The sequence below is a fragment of the Zhengella mangrovi genome (assembly GCF_002727065.1).
Lineage (GTDB): Bacteria > Pseudomonadota > Alphaproteobacteria > Rhizobiales > Rhizobiaceae > Zhengella > Zhengella mangrovi.
Window position 1 is genome coordinate 1 of the sequence record NZ_PDVP01000021.1, and the last position, 12,941, is coordinate 12,941.

Annotated in this window: 13 protein-coding genes; 3 read left to right on the top strand and 10 right to left on the bottom strand. The window is 66.5% G+C overall.

From position 1 onward, the window contains the following. Nucleotides 1-303: 303 nt before the first annotated feature. The 5 genes from CSC94_RS21920 to CSC94_RS21940 all read right to left on the bottom strand — a co-directional run bounded on the left by CSC94_RS21920 (nt 304) and on the right by CSC94_RS21940 (nt 6,146). Complete coding sequence (locus CSC94_RS21920; protein ID WP_099308523.1) at nt 304-969, bottom strand: DUF922 domain-containing protein; 666 nt, start codon at nt 967-969, stop codon at nt 304-306. Continuing rightward, the gene (locus tag CSC94_RS21925) at nt 966-1,301 is read right to left on the bottom strand and encodes a hypothetical protein (RefSeq protein WP_099308524.1); all 336 of its coding nucleotides are present in this window, start codon (nt 1,299-1,301) and stop codon (nt 966-968) included. The genes CSC94_RS21920 and CSC94_RS21925 overlap by 4 nt, the downstream gene beginning before the upstream one ends. Before the next feature lie 7 nt (nt 1,302-1,308). Continuing rightward, the gene (gene uvrB, locus CSC94_RS21930; RefSeq protein ID WP_099308525.1) at nt 1,309-4,215 is read right to left on the bottom strand and encodes an excinuclease ABC subunit UvrB; all 2,907 of its coding nucleotides are present in this window, start codon (nt 4,213-4,215) and stop codon (nt 1,309-1,311) included. A gap of 107 nt (nt 4,216-4,322) precedes the next feature. After that, nucleotides 4,323-5,177: a TadE/TadG family type IV pilus assembly protein gene (locus tag CSC94_RS21935; RefSeq protein ID WP_099308526.1), complete on the bottom strand. Its 855-nt coding sequence runs from the start codon at nt 5,175-5,177 to the stop codon at nt 4,323-4,325. A gap of 168 nt (nt 5,178-5,345) precedes the next feature. Then, nucleotides 5,346-6,146, bottom strand: a complete 801-nt coding sequence (locus tag CSC94_RS21940) for a bestrophin-like domain (RefSeq protein WP_099308527.1) — start codon at nt 6,144-6,146, stop codon at nt 5,346-5,348. 119 nt (nt 6,147-6,265) lie between these two features. Between CSC94_RS21940 and msrA the strand changes: the two genes are divergently transcribed. Then, nucleotides 6,266-6,778 carry a peptide-methionine (S)-S-oxide reductase MsrA gene (gene msrA, locus CSC94_RS21945; RefSeq protein ID WP_099308528.1) on the top strand — a complete coding sequence of 171 codons (513 nt, stop codon included), beginning with the start codon at nt 6,266-6,268 and terminating at the stop codon, nt 6,776-6,778. A gap of 117 nt (nt 6,779-6,895) precedes the next feature. Here msrA and CSC94_RS21950 read toward each other — a convergent pair whose 3' ends face one another. Next, a complete protein-coding gene (locus tag CSC94_RS21950; protein ID WP_099308529.1) occupies nt 6,896-7,123 on the bottom strand; it encodes an EF-hand domain-containing protein in 228 nt (75 codons plus the stop codon). Nucleotides 7,124-7,710: 587 nt separating this feature from the next. On the opposite strand from CSC94_RS21950, the gene CSC94_RS21955 reads away from it, so the two are divergent. Both CSC94_RS21955 and CSC94_RS21960 read left to right on the top strand, forming a co-directional pair. Then, nucleotides 7,711-8,097, top strand: coding sequence for a c-type cytochrome (locus CSC94_RS21955; protein WP_205853387.1), 387 nt, complete (start codon nt 7,711-7,713; stop codon nt 8,095-8,097). Between the two features lie 296 nt (nt 8,098-8,393). Continuing rightward, nucleotides 8,394-8,774: an acyl-CoA thioesterase gene (locus CSC94_RS21960; RefSeq protein ID WP_099308531.1), complete on the top strand. Its 381-nt coding sequence runs from the start codon at nt 8,394-8,396 to the stop codon at nt 8,772-8,774. A 34-nt stretch (nt 8,775-8,808) separates the two neighbouring features. Here the strand turns inward: CSC94_RS21960 and CSC94_RS21965 are convergent, their stop codons facing one another. The 4 genes from CSC94_RS21965 to CSC94_RS21980 form a co-directional block, all read right to left on the bottom strand. Beyond that, nucleotides 8,809-9,558: an extensin-like domain-containing protein gene (locus CSC94_RS21965; protein ID WP_099308532.1), complete on the bottom strand. Its 750-nt coding sequence runs from the start codon at nt 9,556-9,558 to the stop codon at nt 8,809-8,811. Between the two features lie 112 nt (nt 9,559-9,670). Beyond that, complete coding sequence (locus CSC94_RS21970; RefSeq protein WP_099308575.1) at nt 9,671-10,555, bottom strand: DMT family transporter; 885 nt, start codon at nt 10,553-10,555, stop codon at nt 9,671-9,673. Nucleotides 10,556-10,966: 411 nt separating this feature from the next. After that, nucleotides 10,967-11,452, bottom strand: coding sequence for a DUF1499 domain-containing protein (locus CSC94_RS21975; protein ID WP_165784553.1), 486 nt, complete (start codon nt 11,450-11,452; stop codon nt 10,967-10,969). Nucleotides 11,453-11,793: 341 nt separating this feature from the next. Next, nucleotides 11,794-12,927: a PQQ-dependent sugar dehydrogenase gene (locus CSC94_RS21980; protein WP_099308534.1), complete on the bottom strand. Its 1,134-nt coding sequence runs from the start codon at nt 12,925-12,927 to the stop codon at nt 11,794-11,796. Between the last annotated feature and the right edge of the window lie 14 nt (nt 12,928-12,941).

The following is a 12,941-nucleotide window of genomic DNA, read 5'->3' on the forward strand; positions in this document are numbered from 1 at the left end:
CACCGCCCACACACGAGCCTCAATGGGCTCACACCGAACGAATTCGCAACCCGGTCCGCAAGGGACCACAACGTGAACAGGGCTAGCCTATGAATGAGTACATTCAGGGGAGCAGGTCAGCGGCGAAGGGCAGATTCGATGGGTTGCACCGCGGCTAACTAAGTGTCGGTCGAACGTCAGCTTAGGGCCGAAAGCGCAGCAGCACGCAATGTAGGTCAATGTCTGCTTTTCCGCTTGGCCATTCAAACACCTGCCCGTCAGGCCCCAGCCAGCATTCCCGCCCTTCCATCTGTTCGTCACCCCTCACTCCACCAGCCCCCGCACCAGTCCTTCCACATTGCCGCCGCGGCCCATCTCGTCCTTGTCGAAGGCGCGGGAGCGGGCCTGGTGGCGGGCATAGGCCGCCTTCACCTTCTGCAGGATCAGCGGGCGGATTTTCGTGCAGCGCGGGTCGTTTTCCGTGCGCGTGCCCACCGTCCCGGCGATGATGGCGCGGACCAGGTCGTGGATCATGGCCGAATGGATCGCCTCGTGCGCCGTTATGCCGTCGATGAAGGTTTTCCAGCGGCGGGCGGTGGCGCCCGTTGGCGGGGCGGACGGTTTCGGCAGCGTGGTGGTGATGGTCAGGAAGGGCAGGGCGCTGCGCAATTGACAGGCGGTGCCGTCCGGCCGGTAGTCGCGGCGCCATTTCAGCTCGAAGCTGGTGTGGGCAATGGCGCTGGCGCCGGGGCCCAGGCGCGGGCCGTTCTCGCCGATGGAGCGGTAGAGCGCCAGGCCGGTTTCACCCGACACGGAGTAGGTGGCGACGCGCTCGGTGGCCTTCCAGTCGGCGGCACGGGCGGGCAGGGCGATCAGGGCGAGGGCGGCGATGCTGTTTGCCAGCAGAGGACGCAGGCCGGTTCGCCTTCTCCGGCGCTCGATCCGCGCCGCATGGCCTGCCCGTGCCGGATCGCGCGGCGCCGGTCTCATCCCGGCACCGCCGGGACGGTCCGCTTCACGTCCGGTTCGTCGTGAATGAAGGTGACGGCGAGGGAACAGGGCGCCTCGTCTGTCGCGTCCCCGTTGCCCGCAGCGGCGTCGAGGCCGGCCGAGTCCAGCCGGATGCCGGCGCCATTCATGCGGGCGGCGAATGCCGGCAGGCGGTTCTCCGGCAATTCGAAGCGGAACACGGCAGAGATGTTGCCGTAGAGTTCATGGCCGGTGATCCAGCCGCCCAGTTCCATCACCGCGTCGTTGACCAGCGGCATGACGGCGAGCCGGTTCACGCGGGTGACGGCGGACATCATGACGACGCGGCGCACCGGCGCGTCACCGTCCGGGCCGGCCGGTCTTGCCGGGGCGGCGCTTGCGGCGCTTCTCCTCGCCCGCATCCTCGTAGGAGCCGGCGCCGATCTTCTCGCGCTTCACCGGCTTGACGCTGTGGACCGGCTCTTCCGTGCGGCCGACGGTCATCTCGTCCAGCGTCGGCTTGCGGAACAGGCCGCCTTCCTTCGGCGACGTGCGATTTCCGGTCGCGGCACGCCTGCGGCTCTCGCGGGTGTTCTCGATCCCGGTGTCGCGCGCCATCGGGTCGTCCATCATCTCCAACTCGGTGGCCTTGAGGCGCTTGATCTCGTCGCGCAAGCGGGCGGCGGCCTCGAAGTCGAGATCGGCGGCGGCGTCGCGCATCTGCTTTTCCAGCGCCTCGATATGGGCCTGCAGGTTGTTGCCCATGAGCGCGCCCTCGCTCTTCGCGTGGCCGCCGGGGCCGGCGATGGAGGCGCGCACGTGGTCGGCCTCGTAGACGCTGTCGAGGATGTCGGAGATCTGCGAGCGCACGCTTTCCGGCGTGATGCCGTGCTCGGCGTTCCAGGCCAGCTGCTTCTCGCGGCGGCGGCTGGTCTCGTCCATGGCGCGCTGCATGGAGCCGGTGATGCGGTCGGCGTAGAGGATGACCTTGCCGTCGACGTTGCGCGCGGCGCGGCCGATGGTCTGGATCAGCGAGGTCTCGGAGCGCAGGAAGCCCTCCTTGTCGGCGTCGAGGATGGCGACGAAGCCGCACTCGGGAATGTCGAGGCCCTCGCGCAGCAGGTTGATGCCGACCAGCACGTCGAAGGCGCCGAGGCGCAGGTCGCGGATGATCTCGATGCGCTCCAGCGTGTCGATGTCGGAGTGCATGTAGCGCACGCGCACGCCCTGCTCGTGCAGGTACTCGGTCAGGTCCTCGGCCATGCGCTTGGTCAGCACGGTGCACAGCGTGCGGTAGCCGGCGGCCGCGGTGGCGCGGATCTCGCCCAGCACGTCGTCCACCTGGCTGCGCGCCTCGCGCACCTCCACCGGCGGGTCGATCAGGCCGGTCGGGCGGATCACCTGCTCGGCGAAGACGCCGCCGGCCTCCTCCATCTCCCAGCCGCCGGGCGTGGCCGAGACGGCCACCGTGGCCGGGCGCATGGCGTCCCATTCCTCGAAGCGAAGCGGGCGGTTGTCCATGCAGGAGGGCAGGCGGAAACCGTATTCCGCCAGCGTCGCCTTGCGGCGGAAGTCGCCCCGGTACATGCCGCCGATCTGCGGGATGGTGACGTGGCTCTCGTCGATGAAGAGGATGGCGTTGTCGGGGATGTATTCGAAAAGGGTGGGCGGCGGCTCGCCGGGCGCGCGGCCGGTCAGGTAGCGCGAATAGTTCTCGATGCCCTGGCAGGAGCCGGTCGCCTCCAGCATCTCCAGGTCGAAGCGGGTGCGTTGCTCCAGCCGCTGGGCCTCCAGCAAACGCCCAGCCTTTTCAAGCTCTTCCAGGCGCCACCTGAGCTCTTCCTTGATGGCCTTCACAGCCTGATTCAACGTCGGCTTGGGCGTCACGTAGTGCGAGTTGGCGTAGATCTTCACGCTCTTCAGGTCGCCGGTCTTCTGGCCGGTCAGCGGGTCGAACTCGGTGATGGAATCGATCTCGTCGCCGAACAGTGAGATGCGCCAGGCCTGGTCCTCCAGGTGGGCGGGGAAAATCTCGATGGTGTCGCCGCGCACCCGGAACGAGCCGCGCACGAAGTTGATGTCCTGGCGCTTGTACTGCTGCGCCACCAGGTCGGCGAGAAGCCCGCGCTGGTCGATGCGGTCGCCGACCGACATCTGGAAGGCCATGGCGGTATAGGTCTCCACCGAGCCGATGCCGTAGATGCAGGAGACCGAGGCGACGATGATGACGTCATCGCGCTCCAGCAGGGCGCGCGTGGCGGCGTGGCGCATGCGGTCGATCTGCTCGTTGATCGAGGATTCCTTCTCGATGTAGGTGTCCGAGCGCGGGACGTAGGCTTCCGGCTGGTAGTAGTCGTAGTAGGAGACGAAATACTCCACCGCGTTGTCGGGGAAGAACTTCCTGAACTCGCCGTAGAGCTGGGCGGCCAGCGTCTTGTTGGGCGCCAGGATGACCGCCGGGCGCTGCGTCTCCTCGATCACCTTGGCCATGGTGAAGGTCTTGCCGGAGCCGGTGACGCCGAGCAGGACCTGGGTCCGTTCATTCTCGTTGGCCCCCTCGACGAGGTCGGCGATGGCCGTCGGCTGGTCGCCCGAGGGCGCGAAGTCGGTGACCATGCGCAGCGGGATGCCGCCTTCGGATTTTTCCGGCCGGGCCGGGCGGTGCGGCACCCAGGCCTTCTCGCGCAGGTTCGGGTCGCCGGTCTCGATCAGGCGGGAGAGCGCGGCCACCGTGGCGGTGACGCCGGAGGCGGACAGGCTGCCGGCGTCCTCAAGGCTGATGTCTACGCCGGCGACGGGGTTGAGGCCGGCCGCGGCGCGGGCCTTCGGATCGTTGGTGCCGCCGATCAGCGTGCCGCCACCGGTGCGCTTTTCCGTCGTCTTGCGGCCCGTGGGCGTTGTCTTCTCGGTGGCAGGCTTGTTGGCCGCCTTGACGCGATGTGTGCCCGCCTTGCTGCGAATCTCGCGCATCTCTTCCTTGCGCGCCTGCTTCGCCTCGCGCAGGGCGGCTTCCTCGGCCTCGCGCTCAATCTGGCTTATTTCAGTGGCGGAAACCTTGCGCGCCGGTTCGCTTCGCTTCGCCCGACGTGCGATTTCGTTTGTTTCAGTGGCGGAAATCTTGCGCGGCGCTCCGCTCTGCTCCGCTTCACGTGCGATTTCCGCTGCCCAACCCGCGATATCGCCGGTGAGCGGCGCACCCTCGAAGGGCGCCTGCGGGGCTTCCTCGAAGCCGGAGGGCTTGCCTGTCTTTTTCGATGTTCTGGCCATGGCCGCAATATGGGCAGAGTCCGGCCGAAAGGGAAGGGGCGGGCGGCCCCGTGGACAAGGGCTCCTGACAGCGCTGTGTCAGGAGCAGGCGCCTCCGCCGGGACCGTTCACCGCACCAGGTGCGCCGGCATCTCGTCGGTCACATCGCAGCCGCCTGTGACCGTGAAATGGAAATCCTGAACCGACCAGCCGCCGCCGTCTTCCCAGTCGAAGCGCCGGGTAACGCCGCAGCCGATCCGGTCGGCGAGGTTGACGACCGTTCCGCGCGGCAGTTGCCGTCCGTCGATGAACAGATAGTGGGCGGTGTCGGGGTCGTCGGTGCGCATGGTCCCGAACTCGCGGCTGAACATCTTGAAGTAGATGTTCTTGGCGTTCTTGACGGTGACCGGCCTGGTGAAACTCAAGTTGCTCGTGATGGTTCCGGTCCAGTCCCCGGTGCGTCCGCTGTACTTGTATTCGATGTAGCCCAGTTCCGTATCCGTGTCGGCCTGATCGATCACGTGGAGCGTGACCCACTTGCTCCAAGCGCCGGTCGCACCCGTGGGGCGAATCTGGAGGCTCGCCAGACTGGTCTTGCGCGCAGCCTCGGAGGTGACCTTCACCCGGGTCGTGTCATAGCGGAGGATCGGGGCGAAGACATTCGGGTTGTCGAAGCTCGCGTCGGCGAGAACATGGATCGAGGTCTCGGTCTTGCTGAAATCCTTCAGCACCGGCGTGCCCATGCCCTTGTTGGCTTCATAGACTTCACGCAGCATCCGGGCGGCTTCCCCGTTGTTCTTGGCGCCGGTCACAGCCAGAACCGCCGCGTCGAGGGCATTCTGGTTGGCGTCTTTCCGGGATGTTGCACGGGTCACGTCGATCCCCACGCCGATTGCAATCGCAAGCGGCATGAGGGCCAGCGCGAAAAGGATCGCGTAGTTGCCGCTCCTCGCCTTCAGAAAATCCAGAACAATACTTTTCATCGAAACGACTCCAATCCATGTCGTTTCGCTTCTAGTCTTGATTCTTCAAAATCACGCAAATGCAACTGTTCAATATTACATTAGAGAATCACGAAGTACAAATATTACAAGGATAATCACCCCGGATGCTTCACTTCACCCGTCTCGGCCGGGTGGCCGTACGGCCTTTCAGACTTTGCCGCCATGCGATACCGTGCGGCCGGTCAAGGCGGCGGACAATTGCGACGGCGAGACGGCGGACGGCTGCTGGAACGGGTTTCCATGGACCAGCACGATGGCGGCCGTCGGTGCGGCGGCCAGACCAAACAGCGTCATCGCGGTGAGGGCGGCTGTCGGGTCGGTGGCGTGGATGGCGGCGATGGCCAGCAGGGTCAGGAAGCCGAGAAAGGCCATGCCGAACCATTTCAGCGGGTTCACGTGCGTCCGGCTCAAGCCGATCCGGATATCCCTGTTCTCGCGGGTCTCGGTGACGGCACCGATCAGGGCCTGGCGAACCGGCGGGTCGACCGGACCATCGGCGGGGGCGAAGGCGGCCCGGCGCAACAGGTCATCCGCCGCCTCGACCGCCGCCGGCGATATCTCGCAGCGCGCCAGTGCCGGCCACTCCGCCGTCGCCGCCGCCACGTAGGCGCGGATGGCATCCTGCAGCGCATGCCGGCTGGCGGATGGCATCGTTTCGGCGAGGATGTCCATCCGGCGGATGGCGTCTGCCTCGCGCAGAACCGCGCCGCGCGCGCGGTCGTGGGCTGTCCAGGTATCGTTTGCCAGGAAGGCCAGCGTCAGGCCGAAAAGCACGCCCAGCACGTTCATGAAGGGACCGGACACGCGCCCCAGTTCCGCTTCCCAGACGCTCCAGTGCGGCGTCATCATCAGACCCTCGATCAGGCCGATGGCCGCGATGGTGCCGATCACCGCGATGCCACCGAACGCGTAGTGGTCATAGGTCTTCCAGGTCTTGCGCGTGAACATTGCCCGCCTTCCGTTTGCCGCATGTGGCCCACAACCAGCGACAGAATCAAGCGGTCCCCTTGCCGCAGGCGGGGCGGAGGGCCACATTGCCAGCATGTGTTCTACAGGAGGACAGAGCCATGAGTGCAACGACGGACAAGGCCATCCTGGCGGGCGGGTGTTTCTGGGGCATGCAGGATCTCATCCGCAAGCTGCCGGGCGTGATCTCGACCCGCGTCGGCTACACCGGCGGCGACGTGCCCAACGCGACCTACCGCAACCACGGCGACCATGCCGAGGGCATCGAGATCGTCTTCGACCCGGCTCGCATCAGCTACCGCGACCTGCTGGAGTTCTTCTTCCAGATCCATGATCCCACCACGCTCAACCGGCAGGGCAACGACCTGGGCCGGTCCTACCGGTCGGCGATCTATTTCCTGTCGCCCGAGCAGGAGGCCCTGGCGCGCGACACGATCGCCGATGTCGAGGCCTCCGGACTCTGGCCCGGCAAGGTGGTGACCGAGGTGGAACCGGCCGGCGACTTCTGGGAAGCCGAGCCGGAGCACCAGGATTACCTGGAGCGCTATCCGAACGGCTACACCTGCCATTTCCCGCGTGCCGGCTGGGTGTTGCCCAGGCGGGCCGCGAGCTGATTCACGCCTCCGGCCAAAACGAAACCCCGGCGGAAACCGCCGGGGCTCGCATGCGGTCACCGGGCCGCGGATCTTGGGGGGACCGGGCGCCGGTGCCCGTTTCCGTCACCGGCGGGATCAGCCGGCGGTCGCCGCGTCGAACTCTTCCTGCGACAGGGCGCCGGAGCCATCGGTATCGGCCGCGTTGAAATCCTCCTGGCTCCAGTCGTAGCCGGCAGCGGCGGCCTCTTCCATCGTCACCATGCCGTCGCCATTGGCGTCGGTGGCCGCGAAATCGGCGTCCTGCGCCAGCGCCGGCGAGAAGGTGAGGGCGGTCAGGCCGAGGGCCAGAATGAGCTTCTTCATGGGAATTCTCCTTGTCCTCCCGTCTTCGGGAAAATCCGTTCCGCAAGGCCGGGAGCGCCGTTGCGTACGGGGTGGAATTCGCCATCTGATTGCGGCGAATTCGCGGCCGGAATGTCACTTCAAACACCACGTGAGAAACATTTTTTGTTGTAATATTTCAGTTATTTAAGCCAGTTGATGGAACGAAAATCGAGGCCGTGAAACCGGCCCGTCTGCCATGCCGCCAGATCATCGTCAGCACTCGTCGGACCGACCCGCCGGAAACGCCCAGCATCGGCCAGATCTGCTGGCATTCGGGCCGATGCGATGACCTGGCCGGAGGCCGGGCCCGGGACCGGCCGGGAGCCGATGATCTGTCGCTGGACTTGGACGCCGGCGCTCCGGCGGTGCTCAATTCTGCCAGTTACAGTGGTGCGCGCGATGATCCGCCCGCGAGAGGCCTTGCACCAAAGTACACCGGTCGGATTGACCGTGATCAAACCGTGCAAAGGGGCGCGGGCGCAGCATGCCGCTGGCCTTGAGACAGGGCCGCCCCGGTAAATGCGGGGCCTGATCACGATCCCGAAAGGGAGGGGACCGAAATGAGCATGAAACGTCCAATCGTGGCCGTGCTGGCCGCCATAGCCGGCCTTGCGGCCGCCCAGCCGGCTTCGGCCGAAGATGCCGCGACGGCGGCCGGCAAGCTGTTCTTCGGGCAGCGCTGCCAGATCTGCCACAATCCGAATGCCTCCGGCGGAAAGACCTACGGACCGCCGCTCGCCGGCGTCGTCGGGCGCAAGGCTGGCAGCGTGGAAGGTTTTGCCTATTCCGACGCGCTGAAGAATTCCGGTATCGTGTGGACCGAGGCCTCGCTGAAGGCGTGGATGGCCGACAATGACGGCATGCTGCCGGGAACGCGCATGCGCCATGTCGGCGTGGAAGACCCGGCCGAACAGGAGATGATCGTCGCCTACCTGAAATCGCTGGCCCAGTAGGCCGGCACCCGGTTGCGAGGGGGGGGGCTCCGGCGCGCGGACCGATACATGGGGAACCGGTCCAGCCCGCAGCCGGAGCGGGAGCGGCGTGCCGTGCGGCGCGCCGCTTTTCCTTTTGGCGCCATCGTCTTGGTTGACGGACCCCGCGGACTTGCCTACCCCAGAACCGGAGGCAGAGCATTTCCGCAATTCCCTGAATCGCCACAATGCTCCATGTCGTTGTTTCGATGCAGTTCCGGACGCGAAACCGGTTGTCGCTTTCGCCGGAATTGCCCAGGACCACGGGAGAGGGACCGATGACCGCGCCGAAGGGTGAACTGACACTGCGCACGCTTGCCATGCCGGCCGACGCGAATGCCGCCGGCGACATTTTCGGCGGCTGGGTCATGGCGCAGATGGACCTTGCCTGCGGCATCCGGGCGGCGGAGCGCGCACGCGGGCGCGTCGTCACGGCGGCGGTGAAGGAAATGTCGTTTGCCAGCCCGATGAAGGTCGGCGACACGCTGGCCATCTACATCGACATCACGCATGTCGGGCGCACGTCCATGGTGCTGGCGGTGGAAGCCTGGGCGCAACGCTACCTGACCGACATCATGGAGCGGGTGACCCACGCCGACTTCATCATGGTGGCGCTGGACGACAGCGGCCGGCCGAAGCCGGTGCCGGCGGAAGGCTGAGCGCGGCCAACAGCCGGCCGGGACGGACGTCTGGCTACTTGCAGACGCGGTAGCCAGAGGACCGCTTCATCATGTCGAAGTGGAAGTGATTGCGGTGGTCGCGGTTGTAGCCCGGCCCAAGGACCGTCGAGAAATAGGGGCAGGCGTCCTCGCGCACCGTCGACAGCAGGCTCTTTTCGCGGAAGGAAAAGAAGCCCGGCTTGTGCACGTCGATGCTGCGGCCGCTGTTGAGGGTGATGTCCATGATGTCGATGGCATCGCCTGTGGCATGTGCCGACAGCTTGCCTTCGCCGCGAATGCTGCGGCAGGAATAGGACGAGCCCTGGCGGATCGTGTCGACACCGCTGAGGTAGCGCAGGCGCGCGGCGGGGACGAGCTCGTCGTCGGTCCACTTGGCCAGCGCCTCGGCCATGGCGCAGGTGAAGGTGCCTTCCGGGCTCAGCTTCACGCCGCGCGGCAGGCCAGAGACCTTCACCGGCCAGGCGATGCCGCAGCCGCCGCCGTCATCGATGCGGGGGATGTCCTCGAAGGTCACGTCGAGCCGTTTCAGCCGCCTGCGGCAGGCGACTTCCTCCGCCGGCATGGTCGTGGGTTCGGAGAAGGTCCGGCGGGTGAACATGCCGCCGAAGAGCGAGGCGGTGCGCGTCTGCGTATCGACGCCGGCCGTCGGGCGCAGGCCGTCATAGTCGCCGAAACAGGCCGTCAGCGCGACGGCCGTGGCGGCCAGCGCGAGGCCGCGCATCATCAGGCGGCGGACGGGCCGCCGTGTGCCGATGCCTTGCATGAAGTTACTCCGCCGTCTGCTTATCCCCGAAAAGGCTAATGGGGCGGGGTAAAGGAAGCCTTTCGCGCCGCGTTAACCCCTGCGGTCATTTCGGGGCAGCGACCCGCCGGGGTCAGGCCGCGCGGCGCGCCTTGAGGGCCGGGACCACTTCGACGGCAAGCATGGCGGCAAGCATGAGGGCGCAGCCGAGATAACCCTGCATGCCGAGGCGTTCGCCGAGGAAAAGGGCGCCGAAGAGAGCGGCGAACACGGCCTCGGAGGAGAGGAAGATGGCGGCCTGCGGCGCCGTCGTGTGGCGCTGGGCCACGGCCTGTATGGTAAACGCGATGCCGCCGGAAAAGATGCCGGCGTAGAGGATTTCCGGGGCCGCGACCAGGATGGAGGCCGGGCTCCAGGCCTCGGTGGCCAGCGACAGGGCCAGGGCGAGGACGGCGGTGAGGGCGAACTGCGTGACCGCCAGCGACACCGGGCGGCCGGAACTGGCGACGAAACGGCCGGTCAGCGTGACCTGCATGGCCCAGAGCAGGGCGCAGAGCACCGTCAGCCAGTCGCCCGGCGTCAGGCCGTCGAGCCGCCCGCCGGAGAGGTACCAGATGCCGGTCATGGCGAGGGTGGCCGCGGGCCAGATGACCGGGTGCGGCCATTGCCGGAACAGGGCGATGGCGAGGAAGGGCGTGAAGACGACGTAGAGGCCGGTCAGGAAGCCGGAATTGGTGACCGAGGTGGTCAGCAGGCCCAGTTGCTGGGCGCCCATGCCGGCGAAGAAGAAAAGGCCGGTGAGGATGAAGCCGCGCCAGTCGGCGGCGGTCAGTGCGGCCTCCGCACGGCGCGCTTCTCGCAGGCTGAGCGGCAGCATGACGAGCGTGGCGATGGCGAAGCGCAGGCCGATGAACTGCCATGGCCCGATGCTGGCCATGGCGGTCGACTGGGCGACGAAGCCCATGCCCCAGATCGCGCCGGAGGTCAGCAGCAGCAGGTTGGCCTGGATGCGGGTCATGGGCGGGCGGTCCGGGTTGTCGTCATCGGCGCCGGGTGTCCCGCAGAGTGCCCGCGCGGTCAATCAAAATCCGTCGATGGATCGCATCAGTTTCCGTGACCGGTTGCTGTATTGAATGTCGTATTTGGTCTGCGTGGTGATGGCCGTGCCTTCCCTTGCACGCGCCTATCGCACAACTCGAGAATTAACGGAAGCCAATGCAACTGGACCCCCAGCACATTATACAAGGGGAACTTGCCTTGTTGAAAATTGCGGGTGGAAGGCCGTTACCACCTTCGCCACGCATGGCCGAACGCACTATGATTCACCCGCCCTGTTACATTACAGGAAAAATGACGGCTTGCAACATATGGTAGAAGCTTCCCGGCGTGCGGGTGAGTCAAACGTGTCGACTATCCGTGACCGGTCGTGTCAGCCCGACGGCAGGATGGCCTTGAGATAGGCCCGGTTGGCGCCGAAATCCGACTTTCCGAGCTGCGCTCGGGCATAGGCGCGGATGCCGGTGCTGCCGTTGGACAGTTCCAGCGCTTCCACCTCCACCGTGTCCGGAAAGCGCATCAGCGGCGAGCGGACCACGAAGCGCGCATAGGCCGGATCCGTCCGGTCATCGACGCGCAGCGCCGGCCGCGGTCCTTCCGTCACGCGGCGAATGACAGCCGCGACGATGGCCGCGGGCGGGTCCTCGCTTTCGCCCAGCACGATATCCGGCTCGCTGCCGCACAGGCCCGGCGTGCAGGCGAGCGCATCGTTCGGCGTGCGGCTGCGCGGGGCGTGGTCGAAGTCGTAGCGGCCGAGATCCGCCGGCCCGGCGATGCGCTCCCAGAAGCCGTCGCGGTCGAAAGCGAAGATGAGGCCGACGACGACGGCAATCGCAATCAGGACATAGAGAATGGTCATGGCGGTTTTCATCCTTGTCCGGGCCGGTCCCACACGGTCTTCATTCCCATGCTCCTCCGCATCGGTCGCCGCAATGCCGGACGCGAAACCGGTACCCACATTCGCTGGCATTGCCTGTTTCTTTCCCGCAATGCCGGACGCGAAACCGGAGCCCACTTTCGCTGGCATTGCCTGTTTCTTTCCCGCAATGCCGGACGCGAAACCGGTGCCCACTTTCGCTGGCATTGCTCCTTGCCTGCCGCAATGCCGGACGCGAAACCGGTGCCCACTTTCGCTGGCATTGCTCTTTGCCTGCCGCAATGCCGGACGCGAAACCGGAGCCCACTTTCGCTGGCATTGCTTTAGCGCGAAACACGGATGATCCGGCCCGGATCATCGTCGGTGATCAGCCAGATCGCACCGTCTTCGGCGACCTCGATGTCGCGGATGCGCCCGAACGCATCCTGGAACAGGCGCTCTTCCCGGCCGATGGCGCCGCCGGCGTCGCGGTCGAGACGGGCGACGAGCTGGTCTTTCAGCGCGCCGACCAGGAAATCGCCCTGCCATTCGGTGAACATCGGTCCATCGTAAACGGTCATGCCCGACGGAGCGATCGAGGGATCCCAGTACCATTCGGGCTGTTCATAGCCGGCAGCCTCGGTGCCGACGCCGATCTTCTGGCCGGAGTAGTGGCGGCCGTAGGAGATGACGGGCCAGCCGTAGTTCCTGCCCGGCTCCGGGCGGTTCACCTCGTCGCCGCCGCGCGCCCCGTGCTCGACGGTCCAGAGCGCGCCGGTCACGGGGTCCCAAGTCGCCCCTTGCGGGTTGCGATGCCCCTTGGACCAGAGCTCGGGCCGGGCGCCCTGCGTCGAGACCCAGGGATTGCCGGATGGAACCGAACCGTCCGGGTTGATGCGGAGCACGGCGCCGGCATGGTCTGACAGATCCTGCGCGCGGTTGCCGTCGCCTCTGTCGCCGATGGTGAAGAAAAGCGTTCCGTCGGGTGCGGGCACGATGCGCGAGCCGAAATGGTGGCTGGTGGAGGTCTTTTTCGCCATGGAGAAGATGACCGTCGCATCTTCCAGCCTTGGTGCGCCTGCCTCGCGCACCAGGCGGGCGCGGGCAATGGCCGTGCCCTGGCCGCCGCGGCCGGGTTCGGAGAATGACAGGAAGATGGTGCCGGTATCGGCGAAGTCGTTGGCGAGCGCGACGTCCAGCAGGCCGCCCTGGCCCGATGCCGCCACGTCCGGCACGCCATCGACCGGCTCCGACAGGCGGCCGTCTTCAAACAGGCGCAGGTCGCCGTCGCGTTCGGTAACGAGCAGCGCGCCATCGGGCAGGAAGGCCATGCCCCAGGGATGGACAAGGCCGTCGGTCATCACGGTGGCGGTGACCGTGCCGATGGAGGTTTCGTGGCGGGTGGTCTGCGCCAGGGCCGTGGTGGCGTACAGGGCGGCGGTCAGGGCTGCCGCGAGCCAGGGGCTGATCTGTTTCATCGGACAAGAATTAG

Excerpts from the sequence above, each read along its gene's own strand:
- CSC94_RS21965 (WP_099308532.1), bottom strand. The coding sequence starts at position 9,558 with ATGCAAGGCATCGGCACACGGCGGCCCGTCCGCCGCCTGATGATGCGC.
- CSC94_RS21950 (WP_099308529.1), bottom strand. The coding sequence starts at position 7,123 with ATGAAGAAGCTCATTCTGGCCCTCGGCCTGACCGCCCTCACCTTCTCG.
- CSC94_RS21940 (WP_099308527.1), bottom strand. The coding sequence starts at position 6,146 with ATGTTCACGCGCAAGACCTGGAAGACCTATGACCACTACGCGTTCGGT.
- CSC94_RS21955 (WP_205853387.1), top strand. The coding sequence starts at position 7,711 with ATGAAACGTCCAATCGTGGCCGTGCTGGCCGCCATAGCCGGCCTTGCG.
- uvrB (WP_099308525.1), bottom strand. The coding sequence starts at position 4,215 with ATGGCCAGAACATCGAAAAAGACAGGCAAGCCCTCCGGCTTCGAGGAA.
- CSC94_RS21935 (WP_099308526.1), bottom strand. The coding sequence starts at position 5,177 with ATGAAAAGTATTGTTCTGGATTTTCTGAAGGCGAGGAGCGGCAACTAC.
- CSC94_RS21920 (WP_099308523.1), bottom strand. The coding sequence starts at position 969 with ATGAGACCGGCGCCGCGCGATCCGGCACGGGCAGGCCATGCGGCGCGG.
- CSC94_RS21960 (WP_099308531.1), top strand. The coding sequence starts at position 8,394 with ATGACCGCGCCGAAGGGTGAACTGACACTGCGCACGCTTGCCATGCCG.
- CSC94_RS21970 (WP_099308575.1), bottom strand. The coding sequence starts at position 10,555 with ATGACCCGCATCCAGGCCAACCTGCTGCTGCTGACCTCCGGCGCGATC.
- msrA (WP_099308528.1), top strand. The coding sequence starts at position 6,266 with ATGAGTGCAACGACGGACAAGGCCATCCTGGCGGGCGGGTGTTTCTGG.
- CSC94_RS21980 (WP_099308534.1), bottom strand. The coding sequence starts at position 12,927 with ATGAAACAGATCAGCCCCTGGCTCGCGGCAGCCCTGACCGCCGCCCTG.
- CSC94_RS21975 (WP_165784553.1), bottom strand. The coding sequence starts at position 11,452 with ATGACCATTCTCTATGTCCTGATTGCGATTGCCGTCGTCGTCGGCCTC.